Source organism: Vibrio fluminensis, assembly GCF_015278125.1.
GTDB lineage: Bacteria > Pseudomonadota > Gammaproteobacteria > Enterobacterales > Vibrionaceae > Vibrio > Vibrio fluminensis.
Genome location: NZ_JADILO010000001.1, coordinates 222,636 through 243,093, shown reverse-complemented (window position 1 = coordinate 243,093; position 20,458 = coordinate 222,636). Strand labels below are relative to the sequence as shown.

16 protein-coding genes and 2 riboswitches are annotated in these 20,458 nt (G+C 44.2%); of the genes, 8 read left to right on the top strand and 8 right to left on the bottom strand.

Annotation, left to right across the window (positions count from 1 at the left end; translation table 11 throughout):
• Positions 1-113 precede the first annotated feature (113 nt).
• Positions 114-197, bottom strand: a riboswitch (glycine riboswitch).
• A 2-nt stretch (positions 198-199) separates the two neighbouring features.
• Positions 200-313: riboswitch (glycine riboswitch) on the bottom strand.
• A gap of 225 nt (positions 314-538) precedes the next feature.
• A complete protein-coding gene (locus IRQ95_RS01085; protein WP_194435168.1) occupies positions 539-877 on the bottom strand; it encodes a 50S ribosome-binding protein YggL in 339 nt (112 codons plus the stop codon).
• A 249-nt stretch (positions 878-1,126) separates the two neighbouring features.
• Between IRQ95_RS01085 and IRQ95_RS01080 the strand changes: the two genes are divergently transcribed.
• A complete protein-coding gene (locus IRQ95_RS01080) occupies positions 1,127-1,285 on the top strand; it encodes a hypothetical protein (RefSeq protein WP_194435167.1) in 159 nt (52 codons plus the stop codon).
• 18 nt (positions 1,286-1,303) lie between these two features.
• Positions 1,304-2,044: a chromosome partitioning protein ParA gene (locus IRQ95_RS01075; RefSeq protein WP_194435166.1), complete on the top strand. Its 741-nt coding sequence runs from the start codon at positions 1,304-1,306 to the stop codon at positions 2,042-2,044.
• A gap of 59 nt (positions 2,045-2,103) precedes the next feature.
• Here the strand turns inward: IRQ95_RS01075 and IRQ95_RS01070 are convergent, their stop codons facing one another.
• The 3 genes from IRQ95_RS01070 to IRQ95_RS01060 all read right to left on the bottom strand — a co-directional run bounded on the left by IRQ95_RS01070 (position 2,104) and on the right by IRQ95_RS01060 (position 5,265).
• The gene (locus IRQ95_RS01070; protein WP_194435165.1) at positions 2,104-2,649 is read right to left on the bottom strand and encodes a hypothetical protein; all 546 of its coding nucleotides are present in this window, start codon (positions 2,647-2,649) and stop codon (positions 2,104-2,106) included.
• Between the two features lie 171 nt (positions 2,650-2,820).
• Positions 2,821-3,318: a response regulator gene (locus IRQ95_RS01065; protein ID WP_194435164.1), complete on the bottom strand. Its 498-nt coding sequence runs from the start codon at positions 3,316-3,318 to the stop codon at positions 2,821-2,823.
• A gap of 3 nt (positions 3,319-3,321) precedes the next feature.
• Positions 3,322-5,265, bottom strand: a complete 1,944-nt coding sequence (locus tag IRQ95_RS01060; RefSeq protein WP_194435163.1) for an ATP-binding protein — start codon at positions 5,263-5,265, stop codon at positions 3,322-3,324.
• A gap of 232 nt (positions 5,266-5,497) precedes the next feature.
• Between IRQ95_RS01060 and IRQ95_RS01055 the strand changes: the two genes are divergently transcribed.
• The 3 genes from IRQ95_RS01055 (at position 5,498) to IRQ95_RS01045 (ending at position 9,025) form a co-directional block, all read left to right on the top strand.
• Positions 5,498-6,757: a DUF945 family protein gene (locus IRQ95_RS01055; RefSeq protein ID WP_194435162.1), complete on the top strand. Its 1,260-nt coding sequence runs from the start codon at positions 5,498-5,500 to the stop codon at positions 6,755-6,757.
• A 244-nt stretch (positions 6,758-7,001) separates the two neighbouring features.
• Positions 7,002-8,084 carry a 3-phosphoserine/phosphohydroxythreonine transaminase gene (gene serC, locus IRQ95_RS01050; RefSeq protein ID WP_194435161.1) on the top strand — a complete coding sequence of 361 codons (1,083 nt, stop codon included), beginning with the start codon at positions 7,002-7,004 and terminating at the stop codon, positions 8,082-8,084.
• A gap of 365 nt (positions 8,085-8,449) precedes the next feature.
• Positions 8,450-9,025, top strand: coding sequence for an HdeD family acid-resistance protein (locus IRQ95_RS01045; protein ID WP_194435160.1), 576 nt, complete (start codon positions 8,450-8,452; stop codon positions 9,023-9,025).
• A 79-nt stretch (positions 9,026-9,104) separates the two neighbouring features.
• Here the strand turns inward: IRQ95_RS01045 and IRQ95_RS01040 are convergent, their stop codons facing one another.
• Both IRQ95_RS01040 and IRQ95_RS01035 read right to left on the bottom strand, forming a co-directional pair.
• Positions 9,105-10,724: a methyl-accepting chemotaxis protein gene (locus tag IRQ95_RS01040; protein WP_194435159.1), complete on the bottom strand. Its 1,620-nt coding sequence runs from the start codon at positions 10,722-10,724 to the stop codon at positions 9,105-9,107.
• Positions 10,725-11,103: 379 nt separating this feature from the next.
• Positions 11,104-13,485, bottom strand: a complete 2,382-nt coding sequence (locus tag IRQ95_RS01035) for a YgiQ family radical SAM protein (protein WP_194435158.1) — start codon at positions 13,483-13,485, stop codon at positions 11,104-11,106.
• 229 nt (positions 13,486-13,714) lie between these two features.
• Here IRQ95_RS01035 and IRQ95_RS01030 point away from each other — a divergent pair, with 229 nt between their 5' ends.
• Both IRQ95_RS01030 and IRQ95_RS01025 read left to right on the top strand, forming a co-directional pair.
• The gene (locus IRQ95_RS01030) at positions 13,715-14,419 is read left to right on the top strand and encodes a hypothetical protein (protein WP_489114235.1); all 705 of its coding nucleotides are present in this window, start codon (positions 13,715-13,717) and stop codon (positions 14,417-14,419) included.
• Positions 14,420-14,527: 108 nt separating this feature from the next.
• Complete coding sequence (locus IRQ95_RS01025) at positions 14,528-14,728, top strand: DUF4250 domain-containing protein (protein WP_075648864.1); 201 nt, start codon at positions 14,528-14,530, stop codon at positions 14,726-14,728.
• Between the two features lie 314 nt (positions 14,729-15,042).
• Here IRQ95_RS01025 and IRQ95_RS01020 read toward each other — a convergent pair whose 3' ends face one another.
• A complete protein-coding gene (locus IRQ95_RS01020) occupies positions 15,043-15,954 on the bottom strand; it encodes a LysR substrate-binding domain-containing protein (protein WP_194435157.1) in 912 nt (303 codons plus the stop codon).
• A 267-nt stretch (positions 15,955-16,221) separates the two neighbouring features.
• Here IRQ95_RS01020 and metE point away from each other — a divergent pair, with 267 nt between their 5' ends.
• On the top strand, positions 16,222-18,504 hold the full coding sequence (gene metE / locus IRQ95_RS01015; RefSeq protein ID WP_194435156.1) for a 5-methyltetrahydropteroyltriglutamate--homocysteine S-methyltransferase: 2,283 nt from the start codon (positions 16,222-16,224) through the stop codon (positions 18,502-18,504).
• A gap of 155 nt (positions 18,505-18,659) precedes the next feature.
• Here the strand turns inward: metE and IRQ95_RS01010 are convergent, their stop codons facing one another.
• The gene (locus IRQ95_RS01010) at positions 18,660-20,342 is read right to left on the bottom strand and encodes an aspartate:alanine antiporter (RefSeq protein WP_194435155.1); all 1,683 of its coding nucleotides are present in this window, start codon (positions 20,340-20,342) and stop codon (positions 18,660-18,662) included.
• Positions 20,343-20,458: the final 116 nt, after the last annotated feature.

Here is a 20,458-nt window from a genome sequence, read left to right as displayed (position 1 = left end):
AATTAATAAAGCTTTAAGGAGAAGAGGGAAAGGCATGACAGTCCAATATAAAAAGGACGATCAATAGATAGAGCACTTAGACGAGTCTAAGTGACAGGATGTTTCTTTCCACTCCTCTGTCCTTTTGCCTGAGAGTTTCACTTTGCTTGCGCAAAACTTGCTCCTTCGGCGACCGATTTAACGGTTCTCTCCAGAGGTTCCTCCAACTACAGTCCTCGCTACCTAGGTAGCACCTGAAAGATTTACTTCTTCGGTAGGTTAATCTGACCAAATGTTAAAATTTGGTTAATAACCACTCTCCTGCAGTCTTCATCGGAACAATTACTCATCTAGTGAGTAAATGCTAGTCGTTAGCACTGGTCGCTATCGACAGGAGAACTCTATCACTTTTTTTGAACAATTCAACAGGTTTTTAGCGGAAGAAATAAACGAAAACCTTTGCTTGAGGATAAATTGGCAGTGAAGGGGAAAAAAGTTAAGGTTTAGAAAACAAAAACGCTCCATGAAGGAGCGTTTTTAAGCATGAATATGCGTGCGATTAGAAGTAGTTAGCGTCAACTAGCTCGCTTGCAATCACGTCAGTTACTTCGTCACGAGCTTGAAGCCAAGCAACAACTTGTGCTTGTTGTTCTTCTGTTACGTCCTGGTAGCGCTCAGAAGCACAGATGAAACCTTCGAATAGCTCAAGACCACCGCCACCAAAGCATAGACCTAGGCTGTCGATGTAGTCGATGAACTCATCAACGAACACGTCGTAACGATCGAAGTCTGCAATGTTCGTTTTGCAGCTTACTTCGAAACCTAGCATTGCGAACTCGCCTAGGTACATTTTCTTCAAAATACGACGTTTTTTGTTTTCTTGTTTAAATGGTTTCATGTTTTTGCCTCGAATCATTAGGACAATTTGTTTATACAGTAAATATCGTCATCACCCAAATATAATACCAATTATTTAGTCTGATCGGGCGGATCTTAATCAAACTCATAGCTTGCGATATTGCTAAGCTATATTTAACGCGAGAAAACTACCTAGCGCTGACCTTTTTAAGCAAAAAAATGGTATAAAAGAGGTGTTTAGAATCCAGAATTAATGGTGCCTAGCGTAGAGTCTAGCTAAGGAGAAGTTATGACAAGATTGATTGCGATTGTATTTCTTATTGCACTTGCGTTTGTGCTGGTTCGTTACCGAACCAACGAAAAGCTACAAAAGTATGTTGTCATCACGCTGATCTCCGGCTTTCTAGTCTACACTGCCAGCATCATGATCACCGAACTTATGCGTTAGCGGTCTTAGGAGCCAACAGTGAACAAATCGCCTGATTTAGATAACAGCGAAGAAGATGTAGTCGTCATTGAGGAGCGTGATAAACGTAGCTATCTCTATATCGCTATTGCAGGGGTATTAGGCCTCGCGCTTGGTGGTCTTTTAGGTTCGACCGTGACCGCAAATAAATGGCAAGCTACGTATGTAGAATTGCAGCAGCAATACCAAGCTGCGCAAGACCAAAAGAAACAGCTTGTGAGCAATGTTGAAGAGCGTGCTGCCAATATTGATTTTGAATTAGAGAAGAAACTTGAAGCGAAGGTCGGCGAGTTTCAACAGAACCATCAAGCCGAATTGGCGGAGCTACAAAAGCAAATTGCTGTGTTGAATCAAGACAAGCAGAAGCTAACTCAGCAGCTTAACGCGCAAAAGAATGAGCTGTCTCAAGCGGAGCAGAAAAACACTAAGTTAAATCAACAAGCAGATATGCAAACATCACTGCTTGAGCGTTCCCGAGAGTTGTTTCAACATGAGTTGAAGATCAAGCAAGAGCTGGACAGTTTGAAAAAAGAGCTTGTTAAGCTTGAGCCTAAGTATGAGACATTGAAAAAAGAGTGTAATGCTTATTTAGATGGCACGTCCTGGGATGCGAAATCTGACTCTTGTGATAAGCAAGATGAGGCTAACTCACGAATGAGTCAAATAAACCAAATGATTCGTGTGCATGAAATGGATCTTGAGCAGATTAAAGCGATTTCAGAACAGTTGGGTTTAGAGTAGTAGTCAGAACGATATAAAAAAACCGGCAATCGCCGGTTTTTTTGTCTATTGCGGGCCGCTTAGAACTTAAAGCGCGCGCTAAACATCAATTGGTCGCCATAGAACTCGTTGAAGCGAGCTTCACCACCTAGCGAGAATAGCTCTGTAGCGTGGAAACGTGCGTAAGCAGAAGCGATCCAATCTTCGTTGTCGTCGATAGAAACGTAACCGCCTTTACCGCCCACTTCAAGTTGTGGACCAAGCCATTGACGAATACCTAAGTTTAATTCCATACCTGTTTCTGTACCGATTTCTTTGTTATCAACCATACGGAACAGGATCTCACCAGTTAGGTCAGCCCAGTTATTAACAGGAGCATGGAAACCCACACCAGCAGCAGAGTCGAAGTCGTTTGAGAATTCAGAGTCAATACGAACGACAGCGTGTGCATTTGGGTGGATTGATTTACTCATACCTGCGCCGAAGGTACCAGGGCTAGCGCCGATACGAGCTTCAAGGTAATCGTAGCTAAAGTTACTCATAACTGTTGGACTGCTAGGATCAGTCATTGCAAAAGATTGGCCAGCTACAAGTACTAGCGCTGTAGCTAAGATTGTTTTACGCATAAGGAATTAAACCTTTAAGTTATTTGTCCATGTTTGGGCGACAATACAGCCCTCAATACCAAGTGCATATTACTGATAGTTGCGAGGTATCTCTAGGCAAAAATGTCATTGTTTTGTCGATATTTACAAATTATGCAAATTCGATGCCTTAAATAGCAGTGTGTTGGCTAATTATTCACCAAAACTGATTCGATTCTCTGCAATTGCATTAAAGATCTTCTCAGTATCCAGAGCTCGCGCCCAAGGCATAGGTTCTGGTTCATTATCAATTATGTACTGAGTAAGCAGGCTTTTAACGGCTGAGCGGATTTGCTCGCCACCCCAAGGTTTTGCGAGGTAAAAGTCGAGGCTGGCGTGGTTAATCGCCTCAACGGTATCTTCTAACCCTGCTTGCCCTGTCAAAAGCAACTTTTTAGCCTTGGCTGTCAAATTGTTGTCGTGGAGCTCAATCAAAAAGCTGATGCCAGTCTGCTCGGGCATGATGTGATCGCATAGGATCAACGCCAGTTGCGTGCCTTCTGCTTGAGCTTCTTCAATGATCTCTTTTGCTTCGGCAACCGATTCAGCACCTTCAAGTAAGAAATGTTCTTCGAAACAGTCGAGATCTTGAAGTACGCTGTCTAATACTTCTCGTTCATCATCTACGCATAGAATGAGGTATTTATTCATGGTTTATCCCTCGCTGTTGTCAAATTTCTGTTCTATCGGCAGCCAGACCGACATTTTGGTGTATTCGTTAACTGTTGAATCTACGTCAATAATGCCACCATGTTGATGAATAATCTGCTGGCAAACCGACAAACCGATACCTAAGCCAAAGTTTCCTTCTTTTTTTGTCGTAAAGTTTAAGGCGAATACTTGTTGCTGTAATTCGGGAGAGATACCACAGCCGTTATCTTGTACCTCAATAACTGCCCACTGTTTATCATCTTTATTTTGTAAGCGAGTGGTGATGGATAATTCCCCTTGTTCAGGAAGGGCATCAATTGCGTTGGAGATAAGATTGGTCCACACTTGCTGTAACGCAATGGGTAGGCAGCGCACGGGTGGCAATTGCGAGTAATGTTTCTCGAGTTGATGACGTTTTAGTTTGTTTTCAAATATGACTAAGGTGTCTTCAATACCTTCATGAATATCGACGAAGTGAAAGGTTTCATCATCCTGACGTGCATAGCCTTTGAGGCTTTTCACCATGTCTGCGATTCTTTGAGCGCACACATTAATAGAGCGCAGTGTTGCCCCCGCAACGTGAAAGCTTTCAAGCTCATTGAGCTCATCACTTACGAGTAGAGGATTACTTTTTGCACGCTTGAGCCAGTGTTGGTCTTCGTTTAAACCAAGCTTCACGAGTTTTTTCGCCAGTCGCCGGTCTCCTACCAGGTTTTCGACACTTTTGGTTTTTTGTCGTTCTTCGGCAGTAGAGTTAGGTCGAGATGATAGGGCGCGTGTCATGATATAACTGGTCATTTCAGGTGAACATCGGTTTTCGCCATTGACGAGGCTAGTAATGCTATCTGTGAGAGTTTCGGTGCCGCGTAAGATTGCAGCGATGGGGTTGTTAAGTTCATGCGCAACCCCAGCGACGAGCTGGCCGAGCATCGCCATTTTTTCGCTTTCAATTAACTGATGATGGGCCGATTCTAACGACTCAAGCGTTTGCTGAAGTTGTATTTTAGTGTTGATGTTACGTTGCAGTCGACGGTTGAAGTGGCGCAGTAGTAAGTTGGTAAACAAGGGAAGTAATGCGGTGTCCGAATACATCACGCGGCTAAATACTTCGCGGTCAAGTTTGATTACATCAGTCTCGGTCAGCGTTACGGCGGTGGAAAATGAGGGCTCCCCAGTGACAAATGACATACCACCGACTAAATTCCCCTTGGTGTGACGCACCACCTCGCGTTGCATACCTAGCTCGTCTTTTTTATACAGTGCAACTTCGCCTGAGGTAATAAACCAAAGGAAGTTATTTTCTTCGCCTTCCACCGTAAGCAGATGGTCACTCGAATAATGCCGGACAGCTTGAGTTTCATCGTCGTTGGCGAAGAACTTGATTAAAGCACTAATGACTTTTTCAGCCAGCACACTGTCAGACATCTTATGATGATCAGAAATAAACCCAGCTTGATAGCTGCGCATCTTTAAGTCGATATGCGCTCGAAGCAATTTCTGCTGGTCTAAAATTAAACCGTAAGAAAGGACATCTTCTTTGTCTTCTTCTATTACGAAATTGGTTAGTTCATTCTGAACCGTCTTATAAAGCTGATTTCGTGGCAGGGGCTGAGTCAAGCAATGGTCTAAGCGGCCTTCATTTACCGCGGCGAGGATGGCCTGTATGTCTTGTCCACAGCTAATGAGTACTTTGCGTGTTTTCTGTGTAAACGGTGATTTATCAAGCTGGATTAGAAAATCAGAACCGTTAAAGTCTTCATTTTGGTTGGCAATAACCAATGCGATGGCTTGTTTGTTATCTATACAGGCTTGCAACGAAGCGTTAGCAGCTTCAAGGGAATGAGCAAAGTGGATATCGAATCGTGAAGCAAATACATTAAGCTCATTTCGCAGTTGCTCAAAACTCGCAGGATTGTTGTCGAGATAGATTAAGGCGTATTGATTCAAAAGGGCGTCCAATCACATGTCTTGCCAGACATTTACTTTAACAATTTTGTCTCGAAGTTGATGAGAGCTGAGTTAGAGAAATTATTCGCCTTAACTGAAAACTTCCAATAGTCTGATTTAACTCATGCTTTTTTAGTGTAGACTCTAAACAAAATAGCGCGTGTTTTAGCAAGTTGATTGCAAAACAATCGCTATACTTTCAAAGAAACGGATAACGAGATAAGTGAGTTCGATGCAACAACTAAAAAAATTTGCTGCGATTGGTGGTGCAATATCTTTAGCCCTTTGTTGGCCACTGGCTGTTGGTCAGATTGGCCAAAATGTCATTCAAGATAGTATTGCGAATTTAAATTCCGATACATTGCAGGCTGAAATCGTTAATTATGATCGTGGTTATTTATCTTCTACTGTGACTACTCGTTATAAAGTGACGGATCCCGCTATTGCAGCACAACTTGCCGCTGATGGTGTTCCTGCGGAAATTCTAGTGAATAGTGAGCTTAGCCACGGTTTATTCAGTTTGTCTGCTGATTCGGTATTAACTAATTGGCCTGATATGCCGCTGACGTTAAATACAGTGACGCAGCTTAACGGCAACACAGACTTTGAATTTAAACTGGACACTTGGCGTCAAACGACCGAAGGCAATGAAGGTGCGATGATGTTAATCACGCCATCAACGCTAAAAGGCCATGCGACTGTGCTAGGGCAGGTTGATTACCAACTTGATGTACCTTCTATCGAAGTGGACTTTAACACCGGCGAAAAACTGATGATTGAGAATGTCTCTGGTCAGGGTTCGGGCAAAAAAATGAATAGTTTCTGGATTGGTGATCAGGTGATGAACATTGGTCAAGTGTCAGTGAGTGACGCACAGAAAAATTCAATGTTTAGCTTTAAAGATGGCCAATACCACTACTCAGCGGAGTATGCAGAGGCAACACAGCGAGTTGCGAGTAAGCATGGTGTTAGCGTTAGTGAGATTAATGTCGATCAAGAGAGTCTGGACAACTTAGAGGTTGATTTCTCCTTTGGTGATTTGGACGCAGTCGCATTTGAGCAATTGGTTACGCTTTACCAAAATTCACCCGTTTTGAACGCGCAAGATATTCAGCAAATGTTACCGCATGTAGACAGTCTGTTTGCGAAAGGCTTTTATCTAGCAAGTGACAAAATTGCGATGAACATTGGTGATGGTGAGTTTACCTCACAATGGAAACTTGTCGTGCCAGAAGGGACAGATAATGTTTCGCAAGATCCGATGAAAGTGATGCCTGCGCTGCAAGGGCACTTTGATTCATTTGTTTCAAATGCGTTGGTCGAGCAATACCCATCAATCAGACAAACGATCGATGAAGGTTTGATTATGGAATTTGTTAAGCAAACCGACAAAGGCTACCAAGTAAAAGCGGAAATTAAAGAAGGTAATATTGTCTTTGAAAATGGACAAAAAGTGCCGCTAATGAGTCTTTTACTTCCTTTGATGATGTAGCTTAGCGCTTACTCAGTATAAACAAATTTACACTATCCAAACAAAAGAGGTCTTAAGACCTCTTTTGTTGCTTTTTCTATACGAAAAAAAGTGGTATTAATGATAGAGATACCTAAGTAACCTCAATAGGTTGTCTCGTAGAGACGCGCTAATACTCTGTATAGTTAGATTATACAGCTAGGTTATATAGTCAGGTTATTTTGGTATACCTCTTTTATATAAAGCATGAGCAAGGAAAGAAACCGTGGATAACGTTTTTAACTTTAGTGCCGGCCCAGCGGCTTTACCGAAAGCGGTAATGGAGCAAGCCCAGTCGGAATTGATTAACTGGAATGGACTCGGTACCTCGGTGATGGAAGTGAGTCACCGTGGTAAAGAGTTTATTCAAGTCGCAACAGAAGCAGAACAAGATTTACGTGATCTGCTGTCCATCCCAGACAACTATAAAGTGCTATTCTGCCATGGTGGCGCACGTGCACAATTTGCTGCCGTTCCAATGAATCTACTCGGCTCAAATAGCAAAGCGACTTACGTTGACGCTGGTTACTGGGCAGAGAGTGCTATTGATGAAGCGCAAAAATACTGTGAAGTAGACGTGTTCAACGCGAAAACTGAAATCGATGGCAAAGTTGCGGTAACGCCAGCGAGCGATTGGAAAATTGCCCCAGATGCAGCGTTTGTTCACTTCTGTCCAAATGAAACCATCGATGGTGTAGAAATTGACGATCTTCCACAGACAGACAAGCCAATCGTTGCAGACATGTCGTCAAACATTCTTTCTCGCCAGATAGATGTCTCTGAGTACGGCGTAATTTACGCAGGCGCGCAGAAGAATATCGGTCCTTCTGGTCTATGTATTGTCATCGTGCGTGATGATCTGTTGGAATTGGCGAGCGATATTCTACCGAGTTTCTTGAACTACAAGGTTTTGGCAGAGAAAGACTCGATGTTTAATACACCACCAACGTTTGCTTGGTACCTCTCGGGCCTAGTATTTAAATGGCTGAAAGAGCAGGGTGGTGTTGCTGCTGTTGAGCAAGTGAACCGTGAGAAAGCGGCGCTGCTATATAACTACATCGACACATCAGACTTTTACCGCAATAACATCCACAGCAATAACCGTTCACGTATGAATGTGCCATTCCAGCTGGCTAAACCAGAGTTGGATGAGCTGTTCCTTGAGCAGGCAAAAGCTCGCGGTCTTGTTGCTCTGAAAGGACACCGTGCTGTCGGTGGTATGCGTGCCTCTATTTACAATGCGATGCCGCTGGAAGGTGTACAAGCTTTGGTTGAATTTATGCGTGAATTTGAAGCGGAAAACGCTTAAGCGTATTGTTCTCCCTGATTTCTCAAGCCGGCTATTTGCCGGCTTTTTTGTTTCTGTCATTTTTATATCGACTACACTTATCGCAAACAACGCTAAATCTAAAACCCGCTTCACTTGAAGTTGCAGCAGTGTTGACTGGCACTCACAAACCTCATCACAAAGCATATCTATGCTGAGAGGCTTTGAATCTTGCAGATTTAGCTTTCATTAACGCATCGTTGATTTACACGGTTAGTCGAGCTGCAGACGATTTCAAGCACTATTAGTGGAATATGTGCTTTTGCATTAGGTAGTTGCGAGCATCGTTAAGAAGCGTAAATTGATTGCACAGTGGTTATATGAAATAACAATAATAGGAAATCATCATGAGTGACATTCAACAGGGCACCCCTCAAACAGCGGCGCAAACTTTACTTTCAAAAGGTTGGAAATGGTTCACTATTGTTGGTGTGCTGGTGGCGCTTGCTGGTTTTGGCGCATTGAGCCTTCCTGTGGCTGCCGGCGTAACGATAACAACTATCGTTGGTGGTTTGTTTTTATTTAGTGGATTGGTTCAGGCCTACCACACATTTAGTATTCTGGCGTGGAAAGACAAAGTCTGGTATGTGCTTAGTGCAGTGTTGTACATTGTTGGCGGTCTTTTCATTCTGCTTAAACCGTTCGCGGGTTTAATTACCATGACCATGTTAATGGTGGTTGTAATGATGTTTAATGGCGCAACCCGTATGATTTTGGGTTTGCGTAGCCGCTCTCTACCAGGCAGTGGTTGGATTATTGTCAGTGGTTTAGTTTCACTTCTTATCGGTGGTTACTTCTTTACGCTGCTTGATGATCCAGCATTCTCGTTGTCACTATTAGGTACGTTTGTCGGCATTTCGTTGTTGTTTGAAGGTATCAGCTTTATTTTCCTTGGTTTACAAATGAAAAAAGCGCTTAAATAGTTGCTTTGGCGATATCGATGAAGATGAAAAGCCCTAAGGTTGATTGCCTTGGGGCTTTGTAGTTTTAAGGGCATTACCTTTAAACTTTAAAGTACTTGAGCTGTTCATTTAGTTGTTCAGCCGTAGAGGCCATTTCTTGACTATCACTCGCTAAAGAGTGCGAGGCTTGTAGAATTTCATTAGCGGAGAGATGAACGCTCGCGACATTTTGGTTCATGTCGCTTGCGACCGCGTTTTGCTGATCTGAAGCCGCGGCAATTTGTGCAACCATATCATTGGCTCTTCGCATTTCATCAACAATGGCACTGAGTTTCTGCCTCGTATCTTCAGATGCTTGTACACTTTGACTGACCTTTAGGTGGCCACTTTCCATCGCGCTAACTGTTTTACCTGCTTGCTCTGTAAGTTTTTCAATAGTCTGCTGGACTTCATCGGTAGAGCTTTGTGTGCGGCTAGCAAGGTTACGAACTTCCTCAGCGACCACTGCAAAACCACGTCCTTGTTCACCGGCTCTCGCGGCTTCAATCGCAGCATTTAGTGCGAGAAGATTAGTTTGGTCGGAGATATCACGAATTACATCGACAACATTCCCAATTTCTGCGACACCAGTTTGCAACTCTTTAATCAGGTCATTGGCGGTCGAGGTATTATGAGACACATCTGCAATGGTTTCGGAAGTATAAGCCATCGCTGTATCGCTCAAATGGACATGTTCGGTGACTTTATTGGTGCTGGCGGAGGTCGCTTCTGCATTAGCGGCAACGTCGGCGATGGTTGCACTCATTTGCGTCATGGCAGTTGATAATTGTTCCAACTGAGCGTGCTGGGAATTAACACTTGTCGCTGCTTCCTCACTTGCTTGTGCGATATTACTCGCCATATTGCTTGACTGGGCCGCTGAATTATTGGCGGTAGCAAACGTTTCTTGTAGCTTATCGAGCATCTTGTCAATTTGGGTGCTGACCGAGCCCAACTCATCGCTACGAGACATATTCATGCGCTCTTTTAGGTTTCCTTGAGCAATTTGTTGAGTATGTTCGATTAGGGCGTTGAGAGGAAAAACAATGTTGTTTGAGATCGCTCTGCCAAGCGCATATAGAATGGTCGAAAGTAGTAACGCAATTGAGATTTCTTTGACCGCAAGTTCATAAAAAGTTTCTTGTATGTCAGAGACTAAAAGACCGCTACCTATAATCCAATTCCATTCCGGGAATAACTTAATATATGAAATTTTATCTTGGAGCTCTTGATTGGGTGTTAACCACTGGTAGTCAAGGTAACCACTTTGAGTTGAGTTTTGGGATAAACTAACCATCTCGCGCCAATAATACTTGCCGGAGGCATCTTGAAAACTATTGGCGTTTTCTCCATTAAGCTCGGGCTTGATCGGGTGCATTACAATTTGCACATTTTGATCGACTACCCAGAAATAATTGTTGTCATCATATCGCAGTGAATTTAGAGCTTCTAAAGCAAACTGCTGAGCCTTTTTGTCACCTAGTGACTCACGTTTTTCATAGTAGTGTTGAGTGACACTCAGTGCCGTTTGCACTTGGGCACTAAGCTTTGCTTTGCGCTCTGTCAGAGTGGCTTCTTTTTGTTGAAATAAATTAACGAGACACGCTAGAACAATGAGTAAAATAGACAAGCTTACTATGGAAGTGAGTTTATGTTTGATTGCTAAATTGCTTAGTTTCATATATTGGACTCAATAACAAAAATTAAAACCACGACACTCTAGCAATTAAGGATTAGTTAATGGTGCTGTTGATTAGTTATATTGTTCCATTCACAACGTTTCATTCTAATTAATAGGAATTACTCTTAATTCTGAATAAATTGCTGTAATTAATTGTAAGAAAACTTTAATTTTTCGAACAGGTGATAGCGATTAAATTTGGATTTTTACCATTAATATCAATGACTTTAATGAGGGTATTGTTCGATTGGGACTATTAACCTACCGGTGCTTGGTTCTTGCCAATAATAAAAGCTGTGGTGTAGGGGATTATGCTAGAAAGGAGTTTAATGAAATAACCAAGGCTGGCCGTGATGCCGGCCTTGGTTTGATAAGCTAATTAACGACGCTTAGGTTTACGGTTTCCTTGCGGGTTTGCGCGGTTACCTTGTTGGTTTCGGGAACCATTTGAGCCGCCTTTATTGCCGCCTTGTGAAGATTGTTCATTACCGCGTTGTTGTGATTTATTTGCGCCAGGTTTCTTCGCTCCCGGCTTAATAAATCCACCTTTTGCTGGCGCTTGACCACCTTGACGGTTGCCATTCTCGCCACGTTTACCATTTTCACCGCGTCTGCCGTTATCACCTCGATTACCTTGGTTTTGGTTGCCAAAGCCCGGTTGGTTTTTGGTGTGTTTAGTCGCGAAACGTTGCGATCCATGACGGCCTGATTTGCGGCGTTCTGCCGGTGTTAGCACGTCCTGATCTTCTGAAGGTACTAAACAATTAGGCTTATCACCAATGAGGTGTTTCTTACCCATGTCCATTAGTGCTTCACGAATCATTGGCCAGTTAGCTGGATCGTGGTAACGAAGTAGTGCTTTGTGCAGACGACGTTGACGTTCACCTTTAGCGACAGGCACTACTTCGCGCTGTTTGTACTTCACGCGCTTGAGTGGGTTAGTCTCCGAGTAGTACATCGACGTTGCATTACACATAGGTGACGGGTAGAAGTTCTGTACTTGGTCACACTCGAAGTTATTTTTCTTAAGCCATAGCGCTAGGTTTAACATGTCTTCATCTTCAGTGCCTGGGTGCGCTGAAATAAAGTACGGGATCAAATACTGTTTCTTACCTGCTTCAGCACTGTATTTCTCAAACATTTCCTTGAAGCGATCGTAGGTACCCATGCCCGGTTTCATCATCAGATCCAGAGGACCTTTTTCAGTATGTTCAGGCGCAATCTTTAGGTAACCGCCAACGTGGTGGGTAACCAGCTCACGAACATATTCTGGTGATTCGATCGCAAGGTCATAACGAACACCTGATGCGATCATTACCTTCTTCACGCCTTTTACTTGGCGAGCAGCGCGGTAGAGATCGATAGTGTGTTTATGATCGGTATTGAGTTTGTTACAGATACCTGGGAACACGCAGGATGGACGTCGACAGTTTGCTTCTGCTTTAGGATCGCTACAACCGAGACGATACATGTTGGCCGTTGGGCCACCAAGATCTGAAATTGTGCCAGTAAAGCCCGGTACTTTGTCGCGGATCTCTTCCAGTTCGTTCAAGATAGATTCTTGCGAACGGTTTTGAATGATGCGACCTTCGTGCTCGGTAATTGAACAGAAAGAACAGCCACCGAAACAGCCACGCATGATGTTTACCGAGGTTTTGATCATGTCGTAAGCTGGAATTTTCGCTTTGCCGTAACCTGGGTGAGGGACACGAGCAAAAGGTAAACCAAACACAAAGTCCATCTCTTCTGTTGTCAGAGGGATCGGTGGTTGGTTGATCCACAGTTCGCGATCACCATGACGCTGAATCAGAGCACGACCTGAGTATGGGTTGGTCTCAAGGTGCATGATGCGGCTAGCATGAGCGTATAGAATTCGGTCGTTGTTTAGCTTCTCAAATGGAGGTAAACGTACGGCAGTTGTTGCTGCATCGTGACGAGAAGGACGAATCGTAATTGGTTGTGCTTCCGCTTTCTCTTCTGCTTTTGTCTCGCATTGCTCTTCTACCGCATAAGGGTTTGGCGGAATAAAGGCTTCTTTTCGCGGTTTTTCAATGCGTGATGAATCGATAACGTTGTAACTCGCAGGCGCTTCTGCAAGGTTGACAGCTGTACCACGGATATTAGTTAGCGTTGAGATATCTTCGCCGTCAGATAAGCGATGGGCCAATTCAACCAGTGCACGCTCTGCGTTACCAAATAGCAGAATATCGGCTTTCGCATCAAACAGTACTGAGCGACGAACTTTATCTGACCAGTAGTCGTAGTGCGCAAGACGACGTAAGCTTGCTTCAATGCCACCAAGTACGATTGGAACGCCTTTATAGGCTTCACGACAACGCTGTGAGTAAACCAGTGTTGCGCGATCTGGGCGCTTACCGCCTTCGTTGTTTGGCGTGTAGGCGTCATCATGGCGCAGTTTACGATCCGCCGTGTAACGGTTGATCATTGAGTCCATGTTGCCGGCGGTAATACCAAAAAATAGATTTGGTTTACCTAATGCCATAAAGGCATCTTTTGTATTCCAGTCTGGCTGAGCAATAATACCTACGCGAAAACCCTGGGATTCAAGCAAGCGACCAATAATCGCCATACCAAAACTTGGGTGATCAACATAAGCATCACCAGTGACGATGATGATGTCACAACTATCCCATCCTAGGGCATCCATTTCCTTACGGCTAGTCGGTAAAAAAGGTGCAGTACCAAAGCACTCTGCCCAGTACTTTTTATGCTCGTGAATAGGGGTGATGTCGTTGTACATATTTTGCTCTTAGATCCAGTGAGCGCGAATTATAGCGGCTTATCTACTATCTATCTATAGTCTGAGCTGTGTTATTTTGCCATTCTGTCAATAGCAGGACCTTACATCAAACCCTTATAAACTCTAGGGTTAGATGCCAGTGGGGCTGTTGAATAATTTTACACTTACCCCAGAGTTTAACTGGTGATTAAGATAGCGAAAATACACAAGTTTGGTATCATCCGTGTCAATTCAATTTCTCGTTAGTAACATCATTATGATTCAAGACTTGTTAGCAACGTTTGCGCCTATGTTATTAGGTGCGCAGATTATTTTGACTCTAGTATTGGTTAAGGGTGAGATTTGCCCTGGGCAACGTGGCCGTGTGCACAAAATGCTTCCTACGCTTGCGGTGATGTGGCTGGCCGTTGCGTCACTGAAAATTCAAGCCTTTATGGTATCAGCTGCGCTGATGTATTTTTTCTCTCAAGTTCAAACTAAGAAAACTCGCGAGCAAGGTCCTCTGTGGGTTATGTATCTTGCTAATGGTCTTGCGCTGGCTTACGTTGGTATTGCCGTGGGTGAACAAAGCTCGGTGGCCGCTGGTGCAAATGTGTTTATGCAGATCTTCTTGCTAGGTGGGTGCTTTGCTCAGTTGTTGTTGGTGATTGCACGTTCTCGCTTGCAAGCGTTTCAACGTATTTTACCCGTAGCGGGTGTTGTTAGCGCGATGCTCACAAGCTTAACCGTTTTACTCCATGTTTATGACTTGCCAGAAGCACAGTTAGAAACGTTAGTGACTCCATTGCTGACAGCATTTGCATTAATGATCACCGGGGTAGTGATTTGGTGCTGGCATATGTTTAGTGGTAAAGCGGCGAGCAAAGTACAGTTGGGTTTAGGGCTAGCAGTATTGGTTATAGCAACGTTAGCGAGTCAACCTGTCTTTGCGTAGCTTATCGTGTTTTACTGGTTAGCGTATTGGTTTTTGGATCTTCTTCACTGTTAATTTACCCAATGAGAGCTAGGCTTGTAGTAAGCCAATTAAATTGGGAGTGGAGATATGGATCTGAGCAATGTTCGCAGCCTAGATAGCATCATTCTACTGGGTATCGTGAATGAAAAATTACGCCTTGAATGTGACAGCTTTGAAGAGTTAGTCAGCATGTATGAAATGGATGTAGAGCAAGTCGTTGGGAAACTCGATGTACTTGGCTATCAATACGATCCATTGACCAATCAATTTAAAGCTTATCAACGCTAAGCGTTTAAAGATGCTATACCCAAATTACTTCAAGATGCAGGATTCAGAGCGCTGTCGCTAACGCAAGTTCAAGGAAAATAACGCAGCGTAATAGCAGGCTATTTCCAAGTTGTTTGACGATGAAATTGCGTTAGCGACACGCTCCCGAAGGGCGAGTTGCCTTGGCTCGCATACTGCGTTAACGATTTTTGATTTAGAACCACTAAATCTTCAAATCATTGCCTTTTCTGCAAACCAAGTCATTCTCGCTGAACCTAGCACCTTGAGGTTACTTGGGTATAAAGCCTCATCGCACTAACGATGGGGCTTTTTGTTTATGCGAGCTTGATACCGTCTAAGTGGCTCTTGCATTGTTGCTTGGCGGTCGTAAAGAAAGCTTGTAAGTAACGCTTCTCCTTGTCTGAATTACGCGTAGCCGCGAACAAACGTCGCCATAGTCCTTCACCGAGTGGGATGCTGGTAATTAATCCTTGGCGTGAAAACTCGCTGATTGCCCAATTGGGTAGAGCTGCAACCCCCAATCCAGCAGAGACCATCTGCACCAGCATTAAGGTGTTGTCACATTGCTTCCATTTTGCAGGTTCTATTCCTGCAGGCTGCAAGAAATGCTTCACCACATCCAATCGCTGTTTTTGTACTGGATAAGAAATCATGGTTTGATCAGCCAAATCTTGCGGTTGAATCAGCGCTTGGTTGGCAAGTGGGTGATTGATTGAAGTGATCAAGCGCATTTCGAAATCAAATAGAGGCTCAAAGTGGACTTCTGAGCGGGCTTGAATATCGGAGGTGATAACCAAATCTAACTCGCCACTCATTAGCGCAGGAAGCGGTTCAAAACCAAAACCGGATGAAAAGTCTAATGTGACGCTTGGCCAAGTAACTTGGTATTCCTTGAGGGCAGGCATTAACCATTGAAAGCACGAGTGGCACTCGATCGCCATATGCAGCCTTCCGTTGACGTCTTCCTTTAAGCTAGCCAGTTCATTTTCGGCTTTGGCAAGGCGCGGCAATATATCTTCGGCAACACGTAGCAAGATTTCACCTTCAGAGGTGAATTTAACTGGACGTGTTTTACGTAGAAATAATTGTCCACCTAAGCGCGCCTCTAAATCTTTGATTTGATGAGAGAGAGCCGATTGCGTTAAATGCAGTGCAGTCGCTGTAGCCGTGAGTGACCCGGTATCGCGTAGTGATGTCAGTGTGCGTAGATGCTTGAGCTCGATCATGAGTTCCTTTCATCCCCCAATTCAATCCTTGAATGTTATTAACCTAACGTGTCTTGAATGCAATGTAAACGTCTAGACGTCTAAATTTGCTTTATAAATTCATGGCCGTGGTTGGATTGCGAGCGGAACATGAATTTTTTTAATAAACAAGTTGAATAATTGGACGTTGTTCATGATGCCGAGAAACGAGATAGTTTAGCCATCCGGACTTCTTAAAGAGTCCAGCCCAATCACTCAGTAAAGCAACTCAGTACAAGGACTAGGTAAATGACAACAACGACTCACATTCTTGGTTACCCGCGAATTGGCGAGAAACGCGAACTTAAATTCGCTTTAGAGAAATATTGGCGCGGCGAAATTGATCAAAAACAACTCAAGCAAGTAGGGGCGCAGCTGCGTGGCAAAAACTGGCAAACTCAAGCCAATGCTGATTTAAGTTTTGTCACGGCGGGCGACTTTGCTTGGTATGACCATGTTTTAACGACGACTCTGCTTCTTGGCCATGTACCAAAGCGTCACAATAAGGGTTTCCCCGATCTTGATACCCTTTTCCGCGTTGGTCGAGGACAGTCTCAAGCTAACTGTGGTTGTGCGGGTAGCGCAGCTTCTGATATGACGAAATGGTTCAACACCAACTATCACTATATCGTGCCTGAGTTCAGTAAAGATGATTCTTTTGAGGTTAGTTGGCCACAATTGTTTGAAGAAGTGAATGAAGCGACTAAAGCAGGTCATCAGGTGAAACCCGTGTTACTTGGGCCTTTGAGCTACCTTTACTTAGGCAAAGAAGTTGATGAAGGTTTTGACCGCTTAACGTTGCTGCCTCGCTTGCTGACCGCGTACCAAGCCATTTTAGCTAAGCTTGCTAAACATGGTGTCGAGTGGGTGCAAATCGATGAGCCAATCTTAGGACTTGAGCTTGAAAAGCGTTGGTTAGATTCATTTAAGCTTGCTTATCAAGTGATTCGCAGTGACGTAAAAGTCCTTTTAACGACCTATTTTGACTCTGTAGAAGAGACGCTTGATAGGATTGTTGAGCTTAATGTAGACGGCTTACATGTGGATCTTTCTGCAGCGCCAGAGCAATTAGATGCGATTGTCGCAAAACTACCGCAAGGCTGGGTGCTATCCGCTGGTGTCGTTAATGGTCGAAATGTGTGGCGTGCCGATCTATCTAAGCAGCTTGCATTACTAGCACCAGTAAAAGAGAAACTGGCCGATAAACTTTGGGTGGCGAGCTCTTGTTCACTCCTGCATAGCCCTGTAGACCTAGAGTTAGAGTCAACATTAAGCGAGGAAGTTCGTAGTTGGTTTGCCTTTGCCAAACAGAAAGTCACAGAAGTGGCATTGCTGGGTAAAGCACTTGATGGCGATGAGAATGCGATTTTAGCTTGCGATACGTACAGCGCACCAATTCAAGCCCGTAAGAGCGCAATCCACGTTAACAAACCGCAAGTGCAGCGACGTCTGAGTAATATTACTAAGGCGTTAGCTGAGCGTAGCGCGCCTTATAAAGAGCGTGCAGCACATCAAGCTGAAGTGCTGGGTTTGCCACTATTCCCAACAACGACGATTGGGTCATTCCCGCAGACCAGTGAAATCCGTTTACAGCGCAGTGCTTATCGCACGGGTAAGTTAAGTGAAACTGAATACGAGACCGCGTTAAAAGGCCACATTGAAGATGCGGTTAAGCGTCAAGAAGCGCTCGATCTCGATGTTTTGGTCCATGGCGAGGCAGAGCGTAACGACATGGTGGAATACTTTGCGGAGAACTTGGCAGGCTTCCAAACCACCAAATTTGGCTGGGTGCAAAGCTATGGTTCTCGCTGTGTGAAACCGGCTATTGTCGTGGCAGATATTGAGCGAGAGAAGCCAATGACTGTGGGCTGGTCAACCTATGCTCAATCACTCACGACTAAGCAGATGAAGGGCATGCTTACAGGGCCGGTTACGATTCTATGTTGGACTTTCCCTCGTGAAGATGTTTCTCGTAAAGAGATCGCCAATCAACTCGCTTTGGCACTGCGTGATGAAGTATCGGATTTGCAAGATGCTGGGATCAACATTATTCAAATCGATGAACCAGCGATTCGTGAAGGTCTGCCTTTGAAAAAACGCGACCACAAAGCATACCTAGAGTGGGCAGTCGATGCGTTTAAGATCTCAGCGGCAAGTGCCAAACCAGAGACTCAGATCCACACTCATATGTGTTACTCAGAGTTTAACGAAATCATTGAATCGGTAGCGGCATTGGATGCAGACGTGATTACTATTGAAACATCTCGTTCAAACATGGAGTTACTCAAAGCATTTGAAGAGTTTAACTACCCCAATGAGATTGGTCCGGGTGTTTATGATATTCACTCACCAAACATTCCAACCGAAGAATGGATTGAAGGGCTAATTAATACCGCGGCGAAGAAAATTCCGGCAGAGCGTTTATGGGTTAATCCAGACTGTGGATTGAAAACACGTAATTGGGCAGAGACGGAAGCATCATTGGCAAATATGGTGTCAGCGGCTAAGAAGCTACGTAAAGAGTTTGCTTAAAACCTATAATAAGTAACTTCAAGATACTTGGCTTAGTGAAAACCACTTGGTTTGCAAACAAGGCGGTGATTTGAAGAACTGCGGTTTTAATGCAAAAATCCCCACGCTTTATAAGGCGTGGGGATTTTCTATTTTGCTGATACTGCTTTTAGGCTTTAGCTCAGAATAATCAATATGGTACCGCCTAGCGTCATCAAGATATTGGCAATCGCATAAGTACCAGCGTAACCAAGGGCTGGAATGGTCGATTTAGCGTAGTCGTTAACGATATCCATTGCTGGGCCACAAGTACGAGCACCGATGATCGCACCAAATAGAAGTGCTCGGTTCATTTTCAAAACGTATGCGCCAAATAGGTAAGCGAGCGCCACGGGCACGACGCTGACAATAAACGCTAAACCGATCACTTGTGGGCCGACTTGAGAAAGGTGTTCGAACATCTTACCGCCGGCGCTTAAACCGATGCCGACCATAAAGATCATCAAACCTAGGTCTTTGACCATATTGAGCGCACCTTGTGGTACGTAACCAAAGGTAGGGTGATTCGCGCGCAAAAAGCCCAAGGTAATACCTGAGAGCAACAGACCAACTGCGTTACCAAGACCAAACGATACTTGTCCAAAGGTCATAGTAATCAAACCAAACATAATACCGAGAATAAAGAAGCTACAGAATGCCAGTAAGTCTGCCATTTGGCTGTGTACAGAGATAAAACCGATTTTCTCCGCAAGGCCATGTACACGGCTTTTCTCGCCACTTACCTGCAGCACATCACCTTTAGCTAACACGATATCTAAATCCATCGGCATTTCGATTTGCGCGCGCACTACGCGGTTGAGGAAACAACCATATTCAGACAGGTTGAGGTCTGATAGGCGTTTGCCTGCAATCGAATCGCTTTTTACCACAATCTCTTCTTCGACGATGCGCAAATCAAGTAGGTTGCGGTCGAATACTTCTTTACCGTTACGGAAGCTTGGATCCAAACGAGCATGGCTGTCAGGGAAGCCGACTAGTGCAATTTCGTCGCCTTCTTGCAAGATAGCATCACCGTCAGGGTGCGCTAAAATACCACCGCGACGAATTCGCTCGATATAACAACCGGTTTGACGGTAGATGCCCAGTTCACGCAGGTTTTTACCATCAGTCCAATCAATCAGTTCAGGGCCTACACGGTAGGCACGGATAATCGGCAAATAAACTTTACGTTGGCTCGATCCGCCTAAACCACGCTCTTGTGCGATTTGCTGTGCAGAATCTGACAAATTCTCTTTTTGCAGATTTGGTAGCAACTTGGCAAACATGATCATACTGATTAAACCAATTAGATACGCCATGGCGTAACCCACAGAGAGGTTTTCCAGCACGAGCCCGAAGTCCATATTGCGTGGGACTTCTGCTAGCCCAGAGTTTAGTGCGTCTTGCGCACCTACCAGCACAGGAGTGGAGGTGAGTGCTCCGGCCATCATACCCGCAGCAAGACCAAAATCGAGGCCAAACATTTCACTACTAAAGTGGGTTATCAGTAGCGCAGTACCTAGTACGATAGAGGCTAAGATAAAGTAGTGCTTACCATCTCTAAAGAAGATGCCAAAGAAGTTAGGACCGGCTTCGATGCCAACACAATAGATAAATAGCATAAAGCCGATGGTTAATGCATCTGGGCTAAAGAAGAAGCCAAGATGCCCCATGATGAGTGAGGTGATGAGTACGCCAATAGAGTTTCCTAGTTGAAGGTTACCAAAGCGAATTTTACCGATAGCGAGGCCTATCGCTAACACCACGAAGATGAGCAGGATTGGGTTTTGTTTGAGCAAGAGTACGACGTCAATATTCACAGGGCAGTTCTTGTATCAATGCCAGCCAATACCCAGAAGTTTGAGCATTGGGATAAGTTTTGCAAATTGTAACTGATTAATAAAAAAACTTAAGCAGAAAGTACTATTATTTTTAT